This window comes from Nocardia sp. NPDC050718 (genome assembly GCF_040654235.1).
Lineage (GTDB): Bacteria > Actinomycetota > Actinomycetes > Mycobacteriales > Mycobacteriaceae > Nocardia.
In genome coordinates this window covers 116,328-137,586 of sequence record NZ_JBFAHQ010000005.1, presented here as the reverse complement: position 1 = coordinate 137,586, position 21,259 = coordinate 116,328, and the positions used below count along the sequence as shown (strand labels likewise).

19 protein-coding genes and 1 pseudogene are annotated in these 21,259 nt (G+C 69.7%); 13 read left to right on the top strand and 7 right to left on the bottom strand.

Features of this window, described 5'->3' with window-relative positions; genetic code table 11:
• Positions 1–109: 109 nt before the first annotated feature.
• From AB0H54_RS23310 to AB0H54_RS23275, 8 genes and pseudogenes are all read left to right on the top strand, one after another.
• A pseudogene (locus AB0H54_RS23310) lies at positions 110–1,051 on the top strand (ABC transporter ATP-binding protein).
• Entirely contained in the window at positions 1,048–1,851 is an 804-nt protein-coding gene (locus AB0H54_RS23305) for an ABC transporter permease (protein WP_357347786.1), read from the top strand. The pseudogene AB0H54_RS23310 and the gene AB0H54_RS23305 overlap by 4 nt, the downstream one beginning before the upstream one ends.
• Positions 1,848–2,990, top strand: coding sequence for a histidine kinase (locus AB0H54_RS23300; protein ID WP_357347784.1), 1,143 nt, complete (start codon positions 1,848–1,850; stop codon positions 2,988–2,990). The genes AB0H54_RS23305 and AB0H54_RS23300 overlap by 4 nt, the downstream gene beginning before the upstream one ends.
• Positions 2,987–3,607, top strand: a complete 621-nt coding sequence (locus tag AB0H54_RS23295) for a response regulator transcription factor (RefSeq protein ID WP_357347782.1) — start codon at positions 2,987–2,989, stop codon at positions 3,605–3,607. The genes AB0H54_RS23300 and AB0H54_RS23295 overlap by 4 nt, the downstream gene beginning before the upstream one ends.
• Before the next feature lie 64 nt (positions 3,608–3,671).
• Positions 3,672–4,664 (top strand): hypothetical protein, encoded by a 993-nt coding sequence (locus AB0H54_RS23290; RefSeq protein WP_357347780.1) that lies wholly within the window; start codon positions 3,672–3,674, stop codon positions 4,662–4,664.
• 85 nt (positions 4,665–4,749) lie between these two features.
• Positions 4,750–5,988, top strand: coding sequence for a VWA domain-containing protein (locus AB0H54_RS23285; RefSeq protein ID WP_357347778.1), 1,239 nt, complete (start codon positions 4,750–4,752; stop codon positions 5,986–5,988).
• 150 nt (positions 5,989–6,138) lie between these two features.
• Entirely contained in the window at positions 6,139–7,476 is a 1,338-nt protein-coding gene (locus AB0H54_RS23280) for a carotenoid oxygenase family protein (protein WP_357347776.1), read from the top strand.
• Positions 7,477–7,548: 72 nt separating this feature from the next.
• The gene (locus AB0H54_RS23275; RefSeq protein ID WP_355278964.1) at positions 7,549–8,076 is read left to right on the top strand and encodes a cupin domain-containing protein; all 528 of its coding nucleotides are present in this window, start codon (positions 7,549–7,551) and stop codon (positions 8,074–8,076) included.
• A gap of 30 nt (positions 8,077–8,106) precedes the next feature.
• Here the strand turns inward: AB0H54_RS23275 and AB0H54_RS23270 are convergent, their stop codons facing one another.
• Positions 8,107–9,120, bottom strand: a complete 1,014-nt coding sequence (locus AB0H54_RS23270) for a TIGR03617 family F420-dependent LLM class oxidoreductase (RefSeq protein WP_357348476.1) — start codon at positions 9,118–9,120, stop codon at positions 8,107–8,109.
• A gap of 118 nt (positions 9,121–9,238) precedes the next feature.
• Between AB0H54_RS23270 and hpnE the strand changes: the two genes are divergently transcribed.
• Complete coding sequence (hpnE, locus tag AB0H54_RS23265) at positions 9,239–10,597, top strand: hydroxysqualene dehydroxylase HpnE (RefSeq protein ID WP_357347774.1); 1,359 nt, start codon at positions 9,239–9,241, stop codon at positions 10,595–10,597.
• A 3-nt stretch (positions 10,598–10,600) separates the two neighbouring features.
• Here hpnE and AB0H54_RS23260 read toward each other — a convergent pair whose 3' ends face one another.
• Both AB0H54_RS23260 and AB0H54_RS23255 read right to left on the bottom strand, forming a co-directional pair.
• The gene (locus tag AB0H54_RS23260) at positions 10,601–11,563 is read right to left on the bottom strand and encodes an antibiotic biosynthesis monooxygenase (protein ID WP_357347772.1); all 963 of its coding nucleotides are present in this window, start codon (positions 11,561–11,563) and stop codon (positions 10,601–10,603) included.
• 1 nt (position 11,564) lies between these two features.
• Positions 11,565–12,131, bottom strand: a complete 567-nt coding sequence (locus AB0H54_RS23255; RefSeq protein WP_355278973.1) for a nucleoside deaminase — start codon at positions 12,129–12,131, stop codon at positions 11,565–11,567.
• A 279-nt stretch (positions 12,132–12,410) separates the two neighbouring features.
• On the opposite strand from AB0H54_RS23255, the gene AB0H54_RS23250 reads away from it, so the two are divergent.
• Positions 12,411–12,899 (top strand): FBP domain-containing protein, encoded by a 489-nt coding sequence (locus tag AB0H54_RS23250; RefSeq protein WP_355278975.1) that lies wholly within the window; start codon positions 12,411–12,413, stop codon positions 12,897–12,899.
• A gap of 166 nt (positions 12,900–13,065) precedes the next feature.
• On the opposite strand, the gene AB0H54_RS23245 is transcribed toward AB0H54_RS23250, so the two are convergent.
• Positions 13,066–13,338, bottom strand: a complete 273-nt coding sequence (locus AB0H54_RS23245) for a hypothetical protein (protein ID WP_110040220.1) — start codon at positions 13,336–13,338, stop codon at positions 13,066–13,068.
• Between the two features lie 204 nt (positions 13,339–13,542).
• On the opposite strand from AB0H54_RS23245, the gene AB0H54_RS23240 reads away from it, so the two are divergent.
• Positions 13,543–13,833 carry a hypothetical protein gene (locus AB0H54_RS23240; protein ID WP_110040221.1) on the top strand — a complete coding sequence of 97 codons (291 nt, stop codon included), beginning with the start codon at positions 13,543–13,545 and terminating at the stop codon, positions 13,831–13,833.
• 41 nt (positions 13,834–13,874) lie between these two features.
• On the opposite strand, the gene AB0H54_RS23235 is transcribed toward AB0H54_RS23240, so the two are convergent.
• Positions 13,875–16,058, bottom strand: a complete 2,184-nt coding sequence (locus tag AB0H54_RS23235) for an MMPL family transporter (RefSeq protein WP_357347770.1) — start codon at positions 16,056–16,058, stop codon at positions 13,875–13,877.
• A gap of 89 nt (positions 16,059–16,147) precedes the next feature.
• Here AB0H54_RS23235 and AB0H54_RS23230 point away from each other — a divergent pair, with 89 nt between their 5' ends.
• Positions 16,148–16,753 carry a TetR/AcrR family transcriptional regulator gene (locus tag AB0H54_RS23230; RefSeq protein ID WP_357347768.1) on the top strand — a complete coding sequence of 202 codons (606 nt, stop codon included), beginning with the start codon at positions 16,148–16,150 and terminating at the stop codon, positions 16,751–16,753.
• Here AB0H54_RS23230 and AB0H54_RS23225 read toward each other — a convergent pair.
• Entirely contained in the window at positions 16,750–18,552 is a 1,803-nt protein-coding gene (locus tag AB0H54_RS23225; RefSeq protein ID WP_357347766.1) for a TerD family protein, read from the bottom strand. The genes AB0H54_RS23230 and AB0H54_RS23225 overlap by 4 nt on opposite strands.
• A gap of 156 nt (positions 18,553–18,708) precedes the next feature.
• Here AB0H54_RS23225 and AB0H54_RS23220 point away from each other — a divergent pair, with 156 nt between their 5' ends.
• Positions 18,709–19,197, top strand: a complete 489-nt coding sequence (locus AB0H54_RS23220) for a hypothetical protein (protein ID WP_357347764.1) — start codon at positions 18,709–18,711, stop codon at positions 19,195–19,197.
• Here the strand turns inward: AB0H54_RS23220 and pabB are convergent.
• Entirely contained in the window at positions 19,194–21,242 is a 2,049-nt protein-coding gene (gene pabB / locus AB0H54_RS23215; RefSeq protein WP_357347762.1) for an aminodeoxychorismate synthase component I, read from the bottom strand. The genes AB0H54_RS23220 and pabB overlap by 4 nt on opposite strands.
• Between the last annotated feature and the right edge of the window lie 17 nt (positions 21,243–21,259).

Sequence of the window (21,259 nt, the reverse complement as noted above, 5' to 3'; positions counted from 1 at the left end):
CTTTTGTCATCGGCTGTCCGTGCGGGATTCATCGCTGATCGGTGATCGCGCTTACTACTGGGGAGAGCCGGCGTCGACGACCGTGGAAGGTGTGAGAAAGGGGCACACGATGAACGACATCGTCATCGCCGCGCGCGGGCTGCGCCGCACCTATGGTCGCGGTGCGCGGGCCTTCGAAGCCGTCGCAGGGGTGGATCTGGACATCGTCGAGGGGGAGGTGTTCGCGCTGCTGGGGACCAACGGCGCGGGCAAGACCTCGACGCTGGACATGCTGGAGGGACTGGCCGCGCCGTCGGCGGGCCGGGTCGAGGTGTTCGGCCTCGACCCGATCCGGCATCGCGATCAGGTGCGTCCGCGGGTCGGGATCATGCTGCAGTCCGGGGGACTGCCCGCCGAGCTCACCGTCGCCGAGACACTGGCGATGTGGCGCGGGACGTGCAGCACGCCGACCACCGTCGACACCATGCTCGCCCAGGTCGGCCTGGCCGACCGCGCGACGGTGCGGGTCGGCTCGCTCTCGGGCGGTGAGCAACGCCGTGTCGACCTGGCCTGCGCATTGCTCGGGCAGCCGCGCCTGCTGTTCCTGGACGAGCCGACCACCGGCCTCGACCCCGAAAGCCGCCGCGCGACTTGGCGATTGCTCGCCGACCTGAAGGCGGCCGGGGTGACGATGGTGCTCACCACGCACTACCTCGACGAGGCCGAGTCGCTGGCCGACCGCATCGTGATCATGGACAAGGGCGCGGTGGCGCGGCGCGGGACCCTGCGCGAGATCGTCGACGGTCATCCGTCGCGGATCGTCTTCGACCATCCCTGACTGCCGGTGCCGCCGCTGCGCGGCGCGCGGATCGACGCGCGCGAGCGCGTCACCGTGAGCACCGACGACCTGCAGGGACACCTGTTCGCCCTGCTCGACTGGGCGCGCGAGGCCGGCGTCCGGCTGGCCGGGCTCGATGCCCGCGCCGCCTCCCTCGAATCGGTCTTCCTCGACATCGCGGGCGACCACGACGCCCCCGCGCCCGCCACCGAACTGATCGGAGCCCGACGATGACCACCGCGACCGCGCCCCGCCGCCGTCCGCTCGCCGCCCTCGCCGCGGCCGAGTGGATGCAGTTCCGGCGCAACAAGACCCTCGTCTACCTGGCGACGCTGTTTCCGGTCGGGATTCCGCTGGCCACCTACTTCATCGCCCGCAAGGACACCGCGCCGACGGCCGCCATGGCCGCGGTGGCCGTGGAGATGCTCGCGCTCATGGCATTGGTATTCGTGCAGTACTACTCGGTGCTGTCGATGGTGACGACCCGCCGCAGCGAGGGTGTGCTCAAACGGTTGCGCACCGGCGAGGCCGCCGACTGGCAGATCCAGGCCGCGCCTGCGGTTCCGGGCATCCTGGTGACCTCGGCGTGCACGGTCGCTGTCACCGCCGTCGTCTACGGCAGCGGAGCGCCCGCACCGGTCAATCCGGTATTGATGATCGCGGCACTCGTCGGCGGGATCGGGGTGTTCGCGCTGCTCGCGCTGGCGACCAGCGCGGTCACCAAGAACGCCGAGGCCGCCCAGATCACCTCGCTGCCGGTGATGCTGCTGGCCATGCTCGGGCTCGCCTCGATCCGCACCGTCCTGCCCGACCGGCTGGCCGTGCTCGCCGACTGGACGCCGTTCGCCGCCGTCTCCGACCTGGTGTTCCTCGGCGTGTCCGGCAAGACCGCGACGGCGGGGGACGCCGATCCGGTGCTGAGCCCGGTCGAGACCGTCACCGCGTCGGGCCCCGCGTTTGCGACACTGGCGATATGGACGGCCCTGGCATTCGCGCTGACCCGCAAGAGCTTCCGCTGGGACGATCGGGGATGAGGCGCTGGACCGCCTGGTGGCACGAGTTGTCGAGCGCGACGAAGTTCCGGTTGTACTCGCGGCTCACCCTCCAGGCGGCCATCGTCACGGTGGTGGCCGCGATGGCCCTGTCCGCCTCCTCTGGCCTGTCGATCCCGGTGATCGTCCTCGGCGGGATCGCGGCCGTCGCGGCGGTGGAAGCGCAGCCCGATCTCGCCACCAGGCGCGGAGTCGTGGCGCGGCCGTGGCTGCTGCCGCTGGCCACGGCCACGCTGGCCGGGCTGTGGGGGATCGGCGCGGTGGTGTCCCTGCTGGCCACCGACGAGCGGATCGTCGACACCGCGCGGGCGGCAGGCGGATTCGCGACGATGTTCGCGATGTTCGCCGTCGTGCCGTTCGTCCGGCACAGGTGGTGGCTGCTGATCGGACTCGCCCTGGCCACGGCGCTGGTCTTCGGGCTCCCACAGGGAGCCGCGCCGCAGGCCGCGGCGGTGTTCCTCGGCACCGGCTTCTTCGCCGTCGGGGTCACGCTGCTGACCGTGTGGGGACTGGGCATCATCGACGAACTCGACCGCGCGAAACTCGTCGAAGCCGAGTTGCAGGTCGCCGAGGAACGCTTGCGCTTCGCGCGCGATCTGCACGATGTCGTCGGGCGGGGATTCTCCGCGATCGCGGTGAAAAGTGAACTGGCCGTCGCGCTTTCCCGATCGGGTCAGCACGCGGACGCGGAGTCGGAGATGGAGGCGGTGCGGATGCTCGCCGTCGAGTCGATGGGTGCCATGCGCGCGCTGGTCCGTGGCTACCGCGATATCGACCTGCGGGGCGAAGTCGCCGGGGCCAGGTCGCTGCTCTCGGCGGTCGGCTGCGAGCTCGTCGTCGAAGGCGACGCGGCCGCCGTGCCGCCGCGATTCCACGAGGTGGCGGCCTGGGTGGTGCGCGAGGGGACGACCAATATCGTCGAGCACTCCGCCGCGACCACCGCGACGCTGGCCCTCGGCGGCGCCGGGATGTCGCTGCGCAACGACCGCCCGCATGCTGCGATCGGCGCGCGCTCCGGGCTGCGCGGCCTGGCCGAGCGGCTCACCGCCGTCGGCGCGACCCTCGACGTCGACGCGATCGCCGACGAGTTCACCCTCGAAATCCACTGGGAGACGATGTGATTCCGATCTACCTCGCCGACGACGAGACGCTCATCCGAGCCGCGCTCGCGACGATGCTCGGGCTCGAGGCCGATCTGACGGTCGTCGCGCACGTGGGTTCGGGCACCGAACTCGTCGACCTGTGGCGGCGTCGCGCCGACGCGGACGAGCCGATGGCGGTGGCCGTCATCGACCTGCAGATGCCGGGGATCGACGGCATCGATACCGCCGTCGAGCTGCAGCGGATCACCCCGGGCGCGGGCACGCTGATCGTCACCAGCCACGGCAGGCCCGGCTATCTCAAACGCGCGCTCGCCGCCGGGGTGCGCGGCTTCCTGCCCAAGACGACCTCGGCGGCGACCCTGGCCGAGGTGATCCGCACCGTTCACCGGGGCGGCCGCTATGTCGACCCGGAGCTGGCGGCCGAGGCCATCAGCGCGGGCGACACCGTCCTCACCGCGCGCGAGGCCGACGTCCTCGAATTCGCCGCCGACGGCGCCTCCGTCGACGACATCGCCCGCCGCGCCCACCTGTCCCCGGGCACCACCCGCAACTACCTGTCCTCGGCGATGAGCAAACTCGGCGTCTCCAACCGCTACGAGGCCGCCCTCAAGGCCAGGGAGAAGGGCTGGATCTAGTACGCGCCCAAGGTCATCGGCGCTCGACCCGACACCCGTGCCGGCCGCTGGCAGGATGAATGTCGTGCGTTTCACTGTGCTCGCCCTCGTGTCGTCGCTGGCGGCGATCCTGCTGACCGGATGTTCCCTGTTTCCGCAGGGTCCGGATCAAGCCGAGCGCGACCGCTGGTCGCGGGTGATCGAGTCGGCGGTCGAGGACCTTCCCGGAGTGGCCGACGCGGCCCACTCGTTCGACTACCACCCGTACGGCCACAACTCGTACTACACCTCGAAGCTCGATGTGCGGCTCGACGACGAGGCCACCCCGGCCGAGGCGGCGGCTGTCGTCCGGACCATGGCGGCCCAGCAGCTCCCGCCGCAGTATCACGGCGAATCGACCCTGCTCGATATCGACCGTGGGTCGGACTCCTACTACGGAAGTTGGCTGTTCGGGCGGAACGTGGACGTGGAAGCGAACGCGGTATCCGATTGGTCCCGGCTGTCGGCGGCCCGGACCGGTGCGAAGATCCGCTGGTCCAGCACCATCGAAGTCAGCGCAGGCTCGGCGACCGAACCCCACCGCGCGACGGCGGCGATGCGCCGGATCATCGCCGGGTTTCCCGAACTGGCAGCCAACTTTTGGGCGGTGTCCTCGGATCATGCGAAGTGGTCGACCAGCGGGCATTCGTCACTGGAGCCCAGTCTGGGTTACGGGAGCCGCAGCCGCCGCTTCCCGTCCGACAGTGAACTCGATCTGTGGGAGCGGCTGCTGACCGATCCACCCACCCGAGCGATCGTCGAGATATCGGTCATCGACCCGCCCGACACCGCGGGGCGCGCCATGAAAGTCATGGTGTTCCCGCCCGATACGGAGAAATTCAGCGCCGAACAGACGCGGCAGCTCGCCGAATGGCATCTTCCGCACCTCGCCCGGCTCGGTGCCGTGGTCGACTACCAGATCGTCCGGCGCGATGGTCCCGATCTCGGTTTCGGCGTGCTGGTGGGCGGCTGTCCCGGATCCGAGCGGGAGGTCTCGCCCGAGTCGACAGATTTCGCGCGCCGGTACGAACGCTGCTGACAGCGGTATCTGGTCGCGGGATCGCGCTGCCCGCCTGCGTCGCGGCGCTTAGGGTGTGGGCAGGACGGCCGATGGAGGAGTGACAGTGGCTGCTGAGCTGGTGAAGGGGCAGAACGCGGGGTTGGCGCAGCCGGAGGTGGTGCTGACCGTGCGGGGCGGTGTGCCGGCCGATCTGTCGGCGCTGCTGGTGACCGGGGCCGGGAAAGTGCGCTCCGACGCCGATTTCGTGTTCTTCAACCAGCCCGAGGCGCCGGGTGTTCGGCTCGACGGGACGGCGCTCGCGGTGACGTTCGCGGCCGTGCCCGCCGACATCGAGCAGATTCGCGCGGTGATCACCGTCGCGGCCGAAGGGACGACGTTCGGCGGTGCCGTCGCACCGGTGGCCGCGGTGGCCGACGCGACGGGGAATCCGCTGTACGAGTACGTGATCGACGGGCTCGACCGGGAGTCGGTGGTGATCGCGCTCGAACTGTACCGGCGGGGTGAGCAGTGGAAGGTGCGGGCCGTCGGCCAGGGGTATGCCGGCGGGTTCGCCGATCTGGTCACCGATCACGGAGTGAGCGTCGACGACGAGCCCGCGGTGGCGACCCAGCCCGAGGTGCGGACCGTCCCCGGCGAAGCGGCCCTGTCGTTCGAGAAGCGCGAGAAGCTGGACCTGCGCAAGCGCGAGGTCGCGAAGGTGCTCCTCGACAAGAGCGCGTTCGGTACCAGGGCGCGGGTCGTGCTGGTGATCGACAAGACCGGCAGCATGCAGAAGCTGTATCGCGGCGGCACCGTGCACCGCGTGGTGGAACGGATGATCCCCGTCGCCACCCAGCTCGACGACGACGGCACCCTCGAGGCCTACCTTTACGCGCTGACCTTCGCCAAACTGCCCGACATCACCGTCGCGGGCGGCGAGCAGTGGGCCCAGACCTACCTGCACCTGACCGGCACCCACGACGGCATCGACTACGACAGCATCGGCGGCCGCAACGACGAACTCCCGGTGATGCGCGCCGTCATCGACACCCTCACCGCGGGCGCCGCCCCCACCCTGGTCCTGTTCTTCACCGACGGCGGCTTCGCCAAGAAACGCGAAATCGCGGCTCTCATGCGCGAAGCCGCGGCCTTGCCCGCCTTCTGGCAGTTCATCGGCCTCGGCAAGGCCAACTTCGGCGTCCTGCGCACCCTCGACGAACTCGACGGCCGCGTCGTCGACAACGCGGGCTTCTTCGCCATCGACGACATCGACCGCGTCGACGACGCCGAGCTCTACCGCCGCCTGCTCGGCGAATTCCCCGACTGGCTCCGCGCCGCCCGCACCGCGGGCATCCTCCGCTAGCCCCCCGGGACACCGCGTCGGCCGAGAATTCTGCGGCGCTGTGACCTGCGCTCGGTCCGACCGGCTGACAGGGGCGGGAAGAACAAGACTGTTTCCGCGCGGATTGTCGCGGCATCCTGGGCGTCCTGATCGAGGAACAGGAGTGCGGCGATGACAGCGACCGAGGGGCCCTTGCATCTGGTGGGGAACAACGCGCCGGTGACCGAGGAGGTGACAGTGGCGCCGTCCGAGGTGATCGGTGAGATCCCGCGCGACCTCGACGGTGTGTTCGTCCGCAACGGACCGAACCCCCGTACCGGCACCTCGACGCACTACTTCGCCGGCGACGGCATGGTGCACGCGGTGTCGCTCGCCGACGGTCGGGCGGCGTGGTACCGCAACCGGTATGTGCGGACCCCGCTGGTGGCGAATCCGGGGAAGTCCCGCTTCGAGCTGGCCTTCGACCCGGTCGCGGGCACGATGGATTTCCGCGTCACCACGGCGAACACTCACGTGGTATCCCACGCGGGCCGGGTGCTGGCGCTCGAGGAGGGCGGGTTCCCGTACGAGATCACCCCCGAGCTCGAGACGGTGGGACCGTTCACCTTCTGCGACGCGCTGCGCACGCCGATGACGGCGCATCCGAAGATCTGCCCGATCACCGGCGAGCTGGTGTTCTTCGGGGCGCGGCAACGACCACCGTTCCTGACCTACTATCGCGCGGCGGCGACCGGAGAATTGCTGCAGGCGAAAGAGATTCCCGTTCGGCGGGCGACAATGATGCACGACTTCGCGATCACCGCGACGTCGGTGATCTTCCTGGATCTCCCGGTCGTGTTCGACCCGGCCGCCGCGGCCGCGGGGTTGCCGTGGCGGTGGGACGACGCGCACGGAGCCCGCTTCGGGGTCATGCGCCGCCACGGTGGCGACGTGCGCTGGTTCGAGGTCGAGCCCTGCTACGTGTGGCACACGATGAACGCCTACGACGCAGGGAACGCGATCGTCGTCGTCGGGGGCCGCATGCCGACCCTGTGGCGGGACGGACCGGCCGACCTCGGTGGCGGTCTGCCCCGGCTGCACCGCTGGACGCTGCACCTCGATACGGGCACGGTCACCGAGGAACCGCTCGACGACGCCGATATCGAGTATCCGCGGGTCGCCGATGCCGATGTCGGTCTTCCCCATCGTTTCGGGTACGTCACGAGCTTCTCCCTGGACCCGCGGCCCTCGCATTCCGAGATCTACAAATACGACCTCACTCCCGGTGGTGCTCGTCAGGTGCTGCGCTTGCCTGCCGGAAACACCTGTGGCGAGGCGGTATTCGTGCCGCGGACCGACACCGAAGGCGACGACGACGGATACGTGATGACCTTCGTCCACGACCGCGCCCGCGACACCAGCTCGCTGGTGATCATCGATGCGACCGATCTGGGCCACGGCCCGATCGCCGAGGTCCGGCTCCCGGTCCGGGTGCCCACCGGATTCCACGGCAACTGGCTCCCGAGGTAGTGTGATATAAAATACATTATCCATGAACTATGGGGTCAACGTATGTTCGGCTCCGGATCGAAGGGTGATGTCATGAGTGGTGAGCATCTGGCCAAGGTCGCGCGGCGCGTGATCGCGGGGCTCGACGCGGACGGCAAGTCGACCATCGCGGTCGACGAGAACACCGCGACGCGGGTCGCGCTGCCCGCGTTCACGGTGAACGACGTCTGGCGGGTCGACGCGCTGCCCGCGGCCATGGCCGATGGTGACACCCTGGCCGCCGACGTAGAACTGGATCCGCCCGCGGCGGGCGTGGTGGTTCGGCTGGCGACCTTCCCGCCGGATGCCGAGATCGATCCGGCGGTGTACGCGGAGTCGATCGGCAACCTGCACGGCGAGGACGCCAAGGCCGAGGACGACGCGATCGTCGGCCTGCACGCCACCGAGACCGTCGACATCGCCACCATCATCGACGGCGAGATCTACGCGATCTACGAGACCGGCGAGACCCTGCTGCGCGCGGGCGACACCGTGATCAATCGCGGGATCAAGCACGCCTGGAGCAACCGGACCGACAAGCCGGTGACGATGGTCGCGGTGATGCTGCCCGCCAAGCGCTGAGCGGACAGTCGCCCCTGGTCGCCGCGTAGCCTACGAGCCGTTTCGCACCGCGGCGATCAGGTCGCGGATGTGGGCGTCGGCGACGGCGTAACCCGGGAAATAGCAGCAGATCCGGTCGGCGAAGCCGCCGAAGCGCGCCCGGATGGCGGCGGCGCACTGCTCTGGTGTGCCGTGGACGGCGAGCGTGCCGAGCATCCGGTCGTCGACCAGATCGGTCATGGCCGCGATCGCGCCGCGCTTGGACAGCGCGTTGAGCTCCGGCTGGAGATCGGACCAGCCCTCCACCTCGAGCACCGGGCGATAGGCGGGCGTCGATCCGTAGAAGGCGAGCAGCCGGCGTGCGCCCACCGAGGCCGCGTCCAGCTCGGCGGCGGTCCGGCCCATCGCGACAATCACCTGTGGATACACCGCCAGGTCGGCGCGTTGCCGCCCGGCGCGGTCGAGCCCGTCCTCGATCGCGGGCCAGGTGCGTTCGGCCAGATGGCGGGCGCTGTTGAAGGGCATGATCAGGAGACCGTCCGCGACTTCGGCGGCCACCCTGGTCATGATCGGGCCGAGGGCGCCGAGGCAGACTTCGGGCATCCCATAGGGATTGGGACCGGGATCGAAGGTGGGTGCCATCAGCGTGTGCCGGGTGAATTCCCCGTCGAAGCGCAGCGGAGTCCGGTGCTGCCACGCCGTGAGGATCGCCTTGACCGCGAGCACGGTTTCGCGCATGCGGGCGGCGGGTCGCGACCACGTCGCGCCGTAGCGCTTCTCGATATGCGGACGGATCTGCGAACCGAGCCCGAGCCGGAACCGGCCGTGGCTGAGCAATTGCAGATCGTAGGCGGCGTGCGCCAGGTGCAGGGGACTGCGCGGCAGCGCGATGGCGACATTGGTCATCAGGTCGACCGGCACGGTGCCGGCGGCCAGTGTCAACGGCAGGAAGACATCGTGCGGGCCTTCGAAGGTGAACAGGCCGTCGGCGCCACAGGCGGCCAGCTCCGCCGCCCGGGACGCGGCGTTGTCCGGGCGGCCGTCCAGCTGGAGATCCACCTTCAGAGGTCCTCGTGTCATCCCCGCATTCTGCTTGCGCCCGAACGTCTGTGTCCGCGCTACGGGCGGATGCCGCTCCGCCGTTCTGGCGATATAAAGAGAGCAATTGAATTACATTGTCTCAATGGTGGGTGCACGCGATTCGCGCCGGTTCGTCGTCATCGGGGGTGGTCTGGCCGGGTTGGCCGCCGCGGTGTGGCTGGCGGAGGCCGGGAAACAGGTGACATTGCTGGAGCGGCGGGCTCGGCTGGGCGGTCGCACGCAGGCGATGCGTGTCGCCGAGGTGGACGACCTCGCGGACAACGGCCAGCATGTGGTGGCCAGCGGGTATCACAGCCTGTGGCGGTATCTGGACAGCGTCGGCACCCGGCAGTACGTGGAGTTCCCCGGCGCCGGGAGCCTGCGCTGGCCGGGCGGGCGCGCGGTCATGTTGTACACCAAGGGTTTCGGCGCGGTGCGCACGCTGATGGGCGCGCACCCCGACGCCGGCCCGCTGGAGCGGTTGCGTGCGCTGCGCTCCGCGCTGACGCTGGTCCGGCAGGCGCTGTGGCAGCCGCGCGACCTCGCCGACCTCACCACCGCGCAGTGGTTCCAGCGCGTCGGCATGCCGGCGAAAGCCCGGGAAGCCCTGTGGGACTGGCTCGCGCTCGGGATCGCGGCGGAACCGGTGGACCGGGAGTCGGCGAAGGTGTTCGCCGACGTGCTGGCCACCGGGGTCCGGATCGGCCTGCGGGACCGGGCGGCCGTCACGATCGGATACCCCACCGTGGACCTGGACACCCTCTACATCGCCGGAGCCGAGCGGGTCTTCGAACGCCACGGCGTCGACGTGCGCTACCGGGCGGTGGCCCGCAAGATCGTCGTCACCGAGGGCAGGGCGACCGGTGTGCAGCTGGCCGACGGCACGGTGCTCGAGGCCGACGCGGTGATCTGCGCGGTCCCGAACTCCAATATCGGCGGCCTCCTCGACGACCTGCCCGAGCATGCCGAAATCTATGCCGCCGCCGACAAACTGAACGTCACCCCGATCGTGAGCACGAACCTGTATCTCGACCGGCCGCTGAAGACCGCGTCGGCCATGGAGGCGCTGATCGGCGGCACCGGGGTGATCGATCAGGTCTTCGACCGGCAGCGCATGCACGGCCGCACCCCCGACGGCACCTGGCTGTACTGCCTGACCACCAGCGGCGCCTACGAGCAGATCCACAAGAGCAACGAGCAGATCGTCGCCGAGCAGATCGACCTCATCCGCCGCTACTACCCGGAAGCCGCCGAGGCGAAGGTCGTGACCGGCCACGTGGTGAAGATGCCCAAAGCGACCTTCTCCCAGGTCCTCGGCACCGACAACCTGCGCCCCGACCAGCGCACCTCGGTCCCGAACCTCATGCTGGCCGGGGACTGGACCCGCACCGACTGGTCGGCGACGATGGAAAGCGCCGTCCAGAGCGCCGAACGCGCCGTCGCGGCGCTCCTCGACCGGTAGCACTCACGGCAGGGTCCAGAACACCCTCGTCACCAGATAGAAGAACAGCGCGGCCAGGGTCAGGAACCCGATCGAGCAGACCAGGCCGAGCACGTCGGTGCGGGCGTGGCGGTCGGGGCCGGGACTCATCCAGAAACCCAGCGCGCGGGTGACGATCGGCATCACCACCCAGGTCAGCAGGCTGACCGACAGGATGTTGCCGATCAGCAGGCTCAGCCACAGCTGGGCGCTCGGCCACAGCTCGTCGATCGCCAGGGTGAGGATCACCACCGTCGGATACAGGCCGACCAGCACCGACAGGGCCGTCTTCCACGAGGCGGGACCGTCGTCGGGCCCGGTGGTCGGCGGAAACCACGACCCGTAGGGGTTGGCGATGCGGTGGACCTCGAAGTCGCGGAAGTCGGGGGCCTCGGCCAGCAGCGCCTGGCGCTCGGGGGACTCCAGCCAGCCGTTCAGATGCTCGACCGAGGCGTAGGAATAGACGATCGTCCACTCGTCCTGCACGCCGGGAATCGGCCGGTGCAACGCGGACCCGCGGAAGCCGCGGAAGGTCCGCTCGGCTTCGGTCACGCGGGCCTGCCAGGCGACGAATTCCGCCTCGCGGTCGGCGGGCACGGGATGCGAGACGACGACGGTCGCCACCTCGCCGTCCGGCTCGTCGACCAGGACGTGCTGGGTCGACGGCCGCTCGAAGAATCCGGTTCCGCGCGCGAGCAGGTCCCGCCGCGTCTCGCTGTCCAGCCAGCGTTTCAGATGGTCGATGCCGTCGAACCGGTACAGCACCGACCACTCGGCCCCGGTGTCGCCCGGCGGGGTGACATCGGCGCCGAGGAACCCGGGGAAACCGGCCGCGGCGTCGTTGACCTCCGCCTGCCACCGCCGGAACTCGGCCTCGCGGCCCGCGCGCAACCGCTGGGTGATGATCACCGTCGCCGCGGCGGGCGGCACGGCCTTCGCGGCCGGCATGTCAGTACGGGTGCTTGTCGGGCTTCTCGGCCCACGCCTTGTACGCGACGGCGCCCAGATCGCGGCGGAACTGTTCGATGCGCACCCGGCGCTCGGACAGCGGCCGCGTGAAGTCCTCGTATTGGAACGCGTCGTCGAATCCGATCTCGCTGGTGTCGGCCAGGTCGCTCGCGAAATGCACGGCGTCGAGGCGCGCCCAATAAATGGCGCTCATGCACATGGGGCAGGGTGCGCCGCTGATGTAGATCTCCATTCCCATCAACATTTTCGCGCGTTCGGGCAGCTTGTCGGCGGATCCCTCCGGGCGCGGGACCAATGTCAGGGTCGATTCGTTCTGGTGTTCCCGGGAAATGGACGGCGCTTCCCCGTTGAGGACCTGGGCCGCCTTGCGGATGGTCTCGATCTCGGCGTGCGCGGTGACGTCGCCGGTGAGCAGTACCCGGTTCTGACCTCGTGCGATGATCTCGCCGTCCTTCGCGATGACGGCGCCGAACGGTCCACCCCAATTGTTGTCGACCGACTCCTTGGCCAGCCTGCATGCCTCTTCCATGAGTTCATCGGGCGTCATCGAAATCATCCCTCGCGGTGTCGGTGCCACGGCTGAGTGTGGGCGTAATTTCCTGGACATCCGGAAAGATCGCCGGTGTCCTGTCGACGGCAGCTGTGTGCCGTAATGGCGGCGGTGACCGATCGAATCCGCCGCCTCTCGAATCTACCTCCGGGCCGGTTCGCGCGGAATAGCGGCGATTCCGGTGCCCAGGTCGGGGGCGGAAAATCGGTTGTCGACCACGAGCGGCATCGTTAGCCTGTCTACCGTTTGTGACCACCACACCGAAAGGACATTCCGATGGAACCCGTCACCGAACGCGACATCAGGTCGTCGTTCGTCAACTGCTCGAAGGGCGACGCCAAACGGCTGTCCGTGCCGCGCGACCTCGACGACCGTCCCTGGGACGATCTCGACTTCCTCGGCTGGACCGACCCGTCGTACCCGGGCCGCTGCTATCTCGCGGTCCCGCGCGACGGCGAACTGGTGAGCGTCGCCCTGCGGCACGAGACCGGCGGCTCGGGCAAGACGCAGATGTGCGCGTTCTGCCTGACCACCCACACCGGCGGCGGCGTCTCGCTGATGACCGCGAACAAGGCCGGTGAGTCGGGTCGGCGCGGCAACACGGTCGGCAGCTATCTCTGCACCGACCTGGCCTGCTCGCTGTACGCCCGCAACAAGAAGCGGCCCGCGCTGGGCAGCCGGTATCGCGAGGACCTGACGCCGGAGGAGAAGGCGCAGCGGGTCCGCGAGAACCTGTTCGCCTTCCTGGACCGCCTGTACACCTAGCCGACCCGCCCCACCGCACGTAAGGAGGTAGCTGCCATGGGCCGACACTCGAGACCCCGCACGCCAGACGACCCGAGTTCTCCTGCCGAACAAGAGAACTCGGGTCGCGATGCCTTGCCGGTCGAGGTGGCCCGGAGTTGTCCGGACCGCGCCGAGCGGACGGGGATCAGAGCATGGCGTTCATGATCGTGCCCGCGCTGGTGGCGACCGCGCCGCCGATCATCGCGCCCGCGATCATCTTCGGCGACTCGAGTCCGCCGCCGGTCCACTTCTCCCAGGCGAACTTGCCGCCGGCGTAGGTGATGGCGATGACGCCCGACAGCAGGATGAACCAGGTGAAGTAACGCACCAGCTGCAAGATCTTGTCCGACATCGGGGGTGCTTCGGGAGTCGGATTGCCGATCTGCGCCAGGGTATCGGTGACGGCGGCCAGAATCATGTTTGCTCTCACTCGGTACTCGGGGGAACGGCGATGCACTGCTGTCGCTGATGTTATCCGGTCGAATCGGGTGCCGCAGCCGCCCACCCGGAGCGGACCGATCGGTTTTGTTGGTGTGCCGGGGGTGCGCGCCCGTATCCTGGACTCGTTCGAATACGGCAGTGCTGGAACGCAGTTCGCATCACGCGAAAAGGGGAGCAGGCTATGAGCATCATTCTGACGTCGATGGCCGAGACTGTCACGACGTTCGCGCAGGTCGGCAACCCTACGCCCGAGGCGCCGCCGCTGTCGGACAAGATCATGCAGATGGTCCAGTACCTGACCTGGTTCATGATCTTGTCGGGCGTGCTGGCGATCACCGTCGCGGGCGGAAAGTTCGCCTGGGAGAAGTGGAACGGCAGCGCCATGGAGTCGCCCAAGATGATCGCCGGCGCCATGATCGGCGGCGTGGTGGCCACCAGCGGTGGCACCATCATGAACGCGATTCTCGGCTAGCCGCCGCGAGCGACTCCGCGGGCGGAGTCGCTCGCGCTGTCTCACACCAGCGCTCCGTTCCGGCCGGGGGAACTGTCGGCGTGCTGCGCCTCGTGCAGCCCGACGCGCTCGTGCAGCCTGCGCAGCGGCCCAGGCGCCCACCAGTTCGCCCGCCCTGCCAGGCGCATCAACGCTGGGACGAGTACGCCGCGGACCAGGGTGGCGTCTACGGCGACGGTGAGCGCCATGCCGATGCCCAGTTGCTGTAGGAAGACCACCTCGCCGGTGCTGTACACCGCGAACGAAGCGGCCAGGATGAGCGCGGCGGCGGTCACCAGCGGGGCCGAGCGCGCGACGCCACGGGGTATGGAACCGATCGGGTCACCGGTGCGGTCGTAGTCCTCCTTGATCCGGGCGAGCAGGAAGACCTCGTAGTCCATCGACAACCCGTAGGCGATGCAGAACATGAGGATCGGGATGCTCGGCTCGATGCTCCCGGTGGGGGCGAAGCCCAGAACGTCGGCCAGCGCGCCGTTCTGGAAACCCCACACCAGCACGCCGAACATCACCGACATCGACAGCATGTTGAGTACCGCTGCCTTCAGCGGAGCGAGCACGCTGCCGGTCATCAGGAACAGCACCGCGTAGGTGACTGCCATGATCAGCAGGGCGACGAGGGGGAGTCGCGCGCTGATGCCGTCGCGGTAGTCGGCCAGCTCGGCCGGGTAGCCACCGACAGCTACCGCGAAAGGCGCGGGCACAGCGCGGATCTCTGCGACCAGACCGCTCGGGTCGGCCAGCAGTCGCTCGCCGGTCGGCAGAACGCGCAGCCACGTCGTCTGCCCGGCGGACATGCCGGTGGACGGCGGCCCTGGGACCGCGGTGCCGTCGGCGAACGAACCCGCCGCCGAATCCACCCGGAGCACACCGGGAACCGACGACAGCGTCGCCGCGTATGCCTCCACTTCGGCTGGATCGGCTTGCCGGGCCAGCACCTGGAGCGCATCGGCCTCTTCAGTCGCGAAGTCGGCGCGGATCGTGTCGTACATCGAGCGCACCGGCGGAGCTCCGCCGAGCACGCGGTCGTCGGGGGCGCCGAAGTTCATGCCGAGTGCCGGGGCGCCGAGCACGAGCAGCACGAGCAGGGCGGCGCCGCCGGTCGCCACCGGTCTACGGATGACGGTGTCGGCCACGCGATACCAGAATCCGCGGTCGAGTGCACGGGCGGGACGGGCGGGCGCCGCCCGCTGCCCCAACAGGTACAGCGCCGCGGGCAGGATCACGACGGCGGCGAGCGCCGATACCGCGGCGACGGCGATACCGGCGTAGGCGAACGACGACAGGAACGGGAAACCGAAGACCAGCAGCACCGCCAGGCTCGCGCCGACGGTGACTGCGCTGAACACGATGGTTCGCCCCGCGCCCGCGACGGCACGCCGGACCGCGGTCGGGACCTGGGCTCCGGCCGCCAGCTCCTCGCGGAACCGGTAGATCATGAACAATCCGTAGTCGACGCCGAGTCCGATGCCCATGACCAGTGCGATATTCGCGGCGAAGGTGGAGATTTCGGTGAAGACGGTCGCGACCCGCAGCAGCGCCAGCGTGCCGACCACGCAGAACAACCCCATGCCGATCGTCACCAGCGCTAGGGTCCACCGTCGCAGCACCGCCCACAACAGCAGCAGCACCAGCGGGAGCACGATCAGTTCAGCTCGCAGGAAGTCTGTCGACGCCTGGGCCGCGACCTCGCGGAACACCTGGTCGGCGCCACCCAGGGTGATCGTCACCGCGGGATCGACCTCGGTGAGCAACGTGGTCTCGATCGCGGGCAGCACCACCCGCCGGACATGGTCGGCATCGCCCGGCACCACGGCCAGGATCAGCGCATGCCGGAAGTCTCTGCTCGCCAGCGTCTCGGGGGCGCCGGGTTGCCAGAACGAGCGGACCTCGACGACGTCGGGGAGCACGGCGAGTTCATCGGTGAGCGCCTGACCGATCGCGGTGACGCGGTCGCTGCGCACGTCGCCGTCCGTCGCGGTCACCAGCATCGTGATGTTGGGGCTGCCGGTCGCGAAGGTGTCGATGAGATCTCTTCGTACCAGGGAAGATTCGGAGTTCTGTCGTTCGAAACGGTTCAGTGCGAAGCTGTCCAGCGCGCCGCTCGCGCCGACGGTGAGCAAGCAGAACACGGCCAGTGCCAGTGCGAGCACGGCACGTGGGCGACGGGTGAGGATTGATCCGAGCACAGCGGCCCCTCTGTTAGGCTGCGAAAAATGCGAGTGAGCGCTCGCAAAAGAGAATACGAGCGAGTACTCGTATTTGCAACAGGAGGAACATGGCTGAGGTGCGCCGTCAGGAACGCGGTCGCCGCCGGATGGAGGACATCCTGCGCGCGGCCGCGGCTGTCTTCGCCGAGCGCGGATACGAGGGAACCACCACGAACGCGGTCGCCGCCGCCGCGGGCATCTCGCCCGGTTCGCTGTATCAGTACTTCCGGAACAAGGACGAGATCGCCGCCGCGCTGGCCGAGTTCTACCGGGGGCAACTCGAGTCACTCGGCACCGAAGTCCCCGACGAATCGGCCGGACTCGACATCGACGCCCTGCTGGGCGCGGTGCTCGATACCCTGGTCGAGTTCAACGTCGCCCACCCCGGCTTCAAGGCGCTCTTCGCGCGCACCGACATGCCCGCATCGCTCGGCGCGGCCATCGCGCCGGCACACGGCGCGCTGCACGCGCGCTTCGAGACGCTGCTCGGCGTCGCTTTCCCGGAACTCGCGCCCGACGATCGCCGACGCGCCACCACCGTGGCCATCCAGCTGGTCCGCGGCATGATGCCACTGATTGTCGAGGCGGAACCGGCGCAGCGCCCGGCGCTCGTCGACGAACTCCGGCTGGTCCTGCGCTCCTACCTGCTGTCGCGGGCGGGCCGGGTCGGCTAGATCCGAGCGCCCTTGGCGCGGTTGCAGGCTCGGCACAGGATCTGCAGGTTCGCCGCGCTCGTCGCACCACCGCGGCTCAGCGGGATGATGTGATCGAACTCCAGGTAGTGGCCGTCACCGCACTCGACGCAGCGACCACCGTCGCGTTGCCACACCTGGGCCTTCACGTCCTGCGGGATGCTGCGGCTGTCCCGCTGGCCCGGCGTCAGGACCAGGCGTTTCGCCACGCGCAGCGCACCTTCCAGCGCGGCAGCCACGTAGTCGGGATCGGTGACGCCGAAGGTGGCGCCGCCGCGCGCCGAGGTGGCGGCGAGCACCACGGTGCCGTGCTCGGGATGCACGGAGACGACACGGTTCCAGGGCAGCTCGATGCCGGTGCCGTCGCCGACGAAACGCAGCTTCTTGGAGCTGCCGATCAACCGGCCCTCGGTATTGCGCGGGCCGCGCGCGAGCATCCTGATGTGCACGGCGGGCAGATCCAGGTGCACGCGTTCCTCGGGATCCAGGTGCAGGCCCGGGGTATCGATGGTGGGTAGCTCGCCCGCGCGGAGCCGGGACAGGGTGCGACCGCGGTGCATCCGGCGCCGCAGGTCCTCGACCATCGGGCCCGACAGGGCCAGCTCGCTGACCACGTGCTCGAACGCGTCGAGCTCGTCGGCGAAGACCTCGCCGTCGGCGAAGGCGAACGCGACCATCCGCTCCACCTGGGTCAGCCCGGCCTCGCGCAGCACCGCGCGGCCGCGTTCTTCGTCGATGCGCTGGTAGCGCAGGGCCGCCCACACCTCGATCCAGTCCTCGGACAGGGTGCCGGGGCCGGTGAGCACCCGGCGGGCGCGGGTGCGCCAGTGGGTGAGGAACTCCTCGATCTCGCCCGCGCACGCCCGGCACGGGCCGTGCCCGCCGAAGAGTTTGCGGCGCAGCGGGTTGTCGCAGCGGGGACAGCGGGCGCGATTGTCCCGCACGTGCGTGCGGGTGCTGGTCGTCCACTGGTCGCCGTCCCACCAGCGCAACTGATCGGGGACCTGCGGGTCGGGATGCCAGTCGGCGAGTTCCGGATCCGGCGGCGGTGGTGGCGGGACGTCGATGACGCGGCGGGTGAGCGCGGGCGGACGCGGCAGGGCGCGTCCGGAGAGCGCGGGGTCGAACGGATCGTCGGTCGCGGTGTCCGCGTACCCGGCGGCGACGGAGGCATCGCCGTTCGAACCGAGGGCGACCTCCGCGCGATCGACGACGCGAGCGGACATCGCCGGAGCGGGCCGCGCGGGCACTCCGGATCGATCCGCGGCGGCCCGGCCGGGTTCGTCCACGGTGACGCCGAATTCGGTGGCCAGCCCGGCCAGCCCACCGGACCAGCCCTGCCCGATCGCCCGGAACCGCCACTGCCCGTCGCGCCGATAGAACTCGCCGAACATCATCGCCTGCACGTCCTCGATGGCGTCCAGCGGGAAGGTGGCCACCGGCCCGTCGGCGGCGTGCACGGTGAGCGTCAGCTCGGCGAGCTGATCGAAGGTGCCTTCGTCGAGCGAGGCGCTGACGACGATGCGCGCCACCTCCGCCTCGGTCCGCGGCAGCGACACACTCAACCGCGCCGTGCCGGGCGCGGGCTCCTGGTCCAGGGTCACCGCCTGCGAGGCGTGCCGAGGGGCGTTGAAGAACACGAAATCCCGATCGCCACGCACCAGCCCCGACTCGGTGACCAGCAGCGCGTGCGCGTCGACGGCATGCGCCGACCGCCATGAAAGAACCACGGCGAGAAGCGATGTCGGGACCGGCGCGTGCGCGCCCTTACGGAGTTCCATGGTCCTCGCATGATGCCACGCGCCACCGACAGTGTTCATGGAGCGCTGGCGCGCTCGAGTCGCGGCCCCTCCGGTCCCGCCGATCAGGTGCCGTTGTCCCAGGACACGGTGGGGTGGATCCCTGCGTCCTGGTGTTCGGTGCGGCACAGTGGTGGCATGACGAACCCGAAGAAGCGGGGACGCGCCGCGGAGCCCCCGCCGGAGCCGCAGGGGCGCAAGGTGCCGGGGGCTGATCTGCTGTCCGCGGCGCAGGCCGCGGTGGGGGCCGCGCAGACGGCGGCGGGGCAGGCCATCGACGCCGCGCAGCAGACGGCGGGCTATGCCTTCGACGCGGCGGTGCGGCTGCCACCGGCATCGGCGCAATTGGCCGCGCAGCTGCCGGATCTGGTGGAGAACCTGTCGATCGCGGTCGACCGGCTCAACAGCACCATCGACCGGCTCGATCGCACCCTGGCGCTGGCCGACCCGGTCTTCGCCACCTACGACCGGCTGCTGCCCCGGCTCGAGGCGATGATCTCGCTGGGCGAGGATCTCTTCGGCGCGCTGGCGAAGCTGCCGGGTGTCGGGTTGCTCGGCCGGATCACCGGCCGCGCGGGCGAGGAGCCACCGCCGGACACCGGCAAGAGCAAGGGCAAGCGCCGCTAGCGCAGGGCCCGGAAGGTCGCGGCGGCCTTGAGCACCATCTCCGCGTACTCGTCCTCGGCGTCGGAATCGAGGACGATCGCGCCGCCCGCGCCGATCCGCCATTCGTCGTCGTACCGGACCGCCGTGCGGATGACGATGTTCAGGTCGGCGGTACCGGCGAGCCCGAGGAAGCCGATCGTGCCCGAATAGATCCCGCGCGCCTGCGTTTCCAGCTCGTCGAGGATCTCCATGGTGCGCAGTTTCGGCGCGCCGGTCATCGAGCCGCCCGGGAAACAGGCCCGCAGGCAGTCGATCACCCCGGCCTCGGGCCGCAGCGTCCCGCGCACCGTCGACACCAGCTGGTGCAGGGTCGAATAGGTCTCGGTGGCCATCAGCTCCGGCACGTGCACCGAGCCGACCTCGCAGACCCGGCCCAGATCATTGCGCAGCAGGTCGACGATCATCAGGTTCTCGGCCCTGGTCTTCGGATCGTCGGCCAGCGACAGCCGCAGATGCTCGTCCTCGGCGACGGTCCGCCCGCGCGGCGCTGTGCCCTTGATCGGCTTGCTCTCCACCACCCGGTCGCGGTCGATCTTGAGGAATCGCTCCGGCGACGAACAGGCGACATCGAGCCCGTCGAACCGCAGATACGCCGCGTACGGCGCCGGATTGCAGCGGCGCAACCGCCGGTAGAAGGCGAGCCCGTCGTCCGGCGTCGCGGCGACCGCCACGGCGTCGGTCAGACAGATCTCGTAGGACTCGCCCGCGTGCAGCCGCTCCTGGCAGACCGCGATATCGGCCAGATAGCGGTCGCGACCGCGCACCAGATGCGCCTGCACGGCATCCGGATCGGCGGGCACGGGCAGGTCGGCCGGATTGACCCAGGTCGGCAGATCGGCCAGGGCCGCGGCGGTCTCGGCCAGCCAGCGATCCGCCGCGGCGAGATCGTGCTCGGTCAGCGCGAGCAGATGCGTGTGGCCCGCTTCGTGATCGACGACGATCAGCCGGTCGGCGAAGATCCACTGGGCGTCCGGGGTGGGGGAGCGGTGGACCGCGCTCGCGCCGCAGTCGGCCTTCACCTCGTAGCCGAGATAGCCGACATATCCGCCCGCGAAATCGAACGGCAGGTCGGGAGTATCGCAGTGCCGGTGCCGCAGTTCGCGGTCGAGATAGTCCAGGACGGTGCCGGGAACGGACCGGGCGCCCGCGGCGTCCGTCACCGTGACGGCACCCTCGCCGACCCGGTAGCCGACGATCTCCGCGTGCGGACCGGTCGCGTCGCCGAGGAAGGAGAACCGGTCCAGCCCCGGCTCGACGTGTTCGCTGTCGAGCCAGAACGCGGTCGGCGACGCGGCGTAGCGGCGCAGGAAGATCGCCTCGGTGTCGATGGCCCGCTCGATCACGCTGTGCCGCAGCCGGAATCGCCGCTCCGGTGCCGTCCGGTGCGGCTCCTCGCGCGGTCCGCGCACGATGATCGGCGCGCCGTCGCGCGTGCGCGCCTTGGTGAGGTCGGCGAAGTTGCGCAGCAGCGCCGCGCCGAACTCACTCGACACCGACTCGGGATGGAACTGCACACCCCACTGCGGCCGCTCGCGATGCCGCACCCCCATGATCACGCCGTCGCTCGTCGACGCGGTCACCTCGAGCACCGGCGGCAGCGGCTCCCGCGCGGCCAGTGAGTGGTACCGGACGACGGTGAAATCCTGCGGCAGCCCGGCGAACAGGTCCCGGTCGTCGTGCGCGACCCGATCGAGGTAGCCGTGCCGGGCCTCGGGCGCCCGGCCCACCGTGCCACCCGCGCCGATCACGATGCCCTGGTGCCCGAGGCAGACACCGAGCAGCGGCAGGGTCGACTCCGCGATCACCGCCGTCGACACCCCCATGTCGCGCGCGCGATCGGGACGGCCGGGGCCGGGCGAGATCACCACATTGTCGAAATCGGCCAGCGCGAGCCCGTCGGCCTCGTCATTGCGCACGACGATCGGCTCGTTCCCGTTGACCTCGCTGATCAGCTGATAGAGGTTGTAGGTGAACGAGTCGTAGTTGTCGATCAAGAGCGTCCGCATCGTGGCAGAAACCCTAC

Coding starts and splice junctions, on each gene's coding strand:
- AB0H54_RS23305 (WP_357347786.1), top strand. CDS start 1,048: ATGACCACCGCGACCGCGCCCCGCCGCCGTCCGCTCGCCGCCCTCGCC.
- AB0H54_RS23300 (WP_357347784.1), top strand. CDS start 1,848: ATGAGGCGCTGGACCGCCTGGTGGCACGAGTTGTCGAGCGCGACGAAG.
- AB0H54_RS23280 (WP_357347776.1), top strand. CDS start 6,139: ATGACAGCGACCGAGGGGCCCTTGCATCTGGTGGGGAACAACGCGCCG.
- AB0H54_RS23275 (WP_355278964.1), top strand. CDS start 7,549: ATGAGTGGTGAGCATCTGGCCAAGGTCGCGCGGCGCGTGATCGCGGGG.
- hpnE (WP_357347774.1), top strand. CDS start 9,239: ATGGTGGGTGCACGCGATTCGCGCCGGTTCGTCGTCATCGGGGGTGGT.
- AB0H54_RS23260 (WP_357347772.1), bottom strand. CDS start 11,563: ATGCCGGCCGCGAAGGCCGTGCCGCCCGCCGCGGCGACGGTGATCATC.
- AB0H54_RS23255 (WP_355278973.1), bottom strand. CDS start 12,131: ATGACGCCCGATGAACTCATGGAAGAGGCATGCAGGCTGGCCAAGGAG.
- AB0H54_RS23250 (WP_355278975.1), top strand. CDS start 12,411: ATGGAACCCGTCACCGAACGCGACATCAGGTCGTCGTTCGTCAACTGC.
- AB0H54_RS23245 (WP_110040220.1), bottom strand. CDS start 13,338: ATGATTCTGGCCGCCGTCACCGATACCCTGGCGCAGATCGGCAATCCG.
- AB0H54_RS23240 (WP_110040221.1), top strand. CDS start 13,543: ATGAGCATCATTCTGACGTCGATGGCCGAGACTGTCACGACGTTCGCG.
- AB0H54_RS23230 (WP_357347768.1), top strand. CDS start 16,148: ATGGCTGAGGTGCGCCGTCAGGAACGCGGTCGCCGCCGGATGGAGGAC.
- AB0H54_RS23225 (WP_357347766.1), bottom strand. CDS start 18,552: ATGGAACTCCGTAAGGGCGCGCACGCGCCGGTCCCGACATCGCTTCTC.
- AB0H54_RS23220 (WP_357347764.1), top strand. CDS start 18,709: ATGACGAACCCGAAGAAGCGGGGACGCGCCGCGGAGCCCCCGCCGGAG.
- pabB (WP_357347762.1), bottom strand. CDS start 21,242: ATGCGGACGCTCTTGATCGACAACTACGACTCGTTCACCTACAACCTC.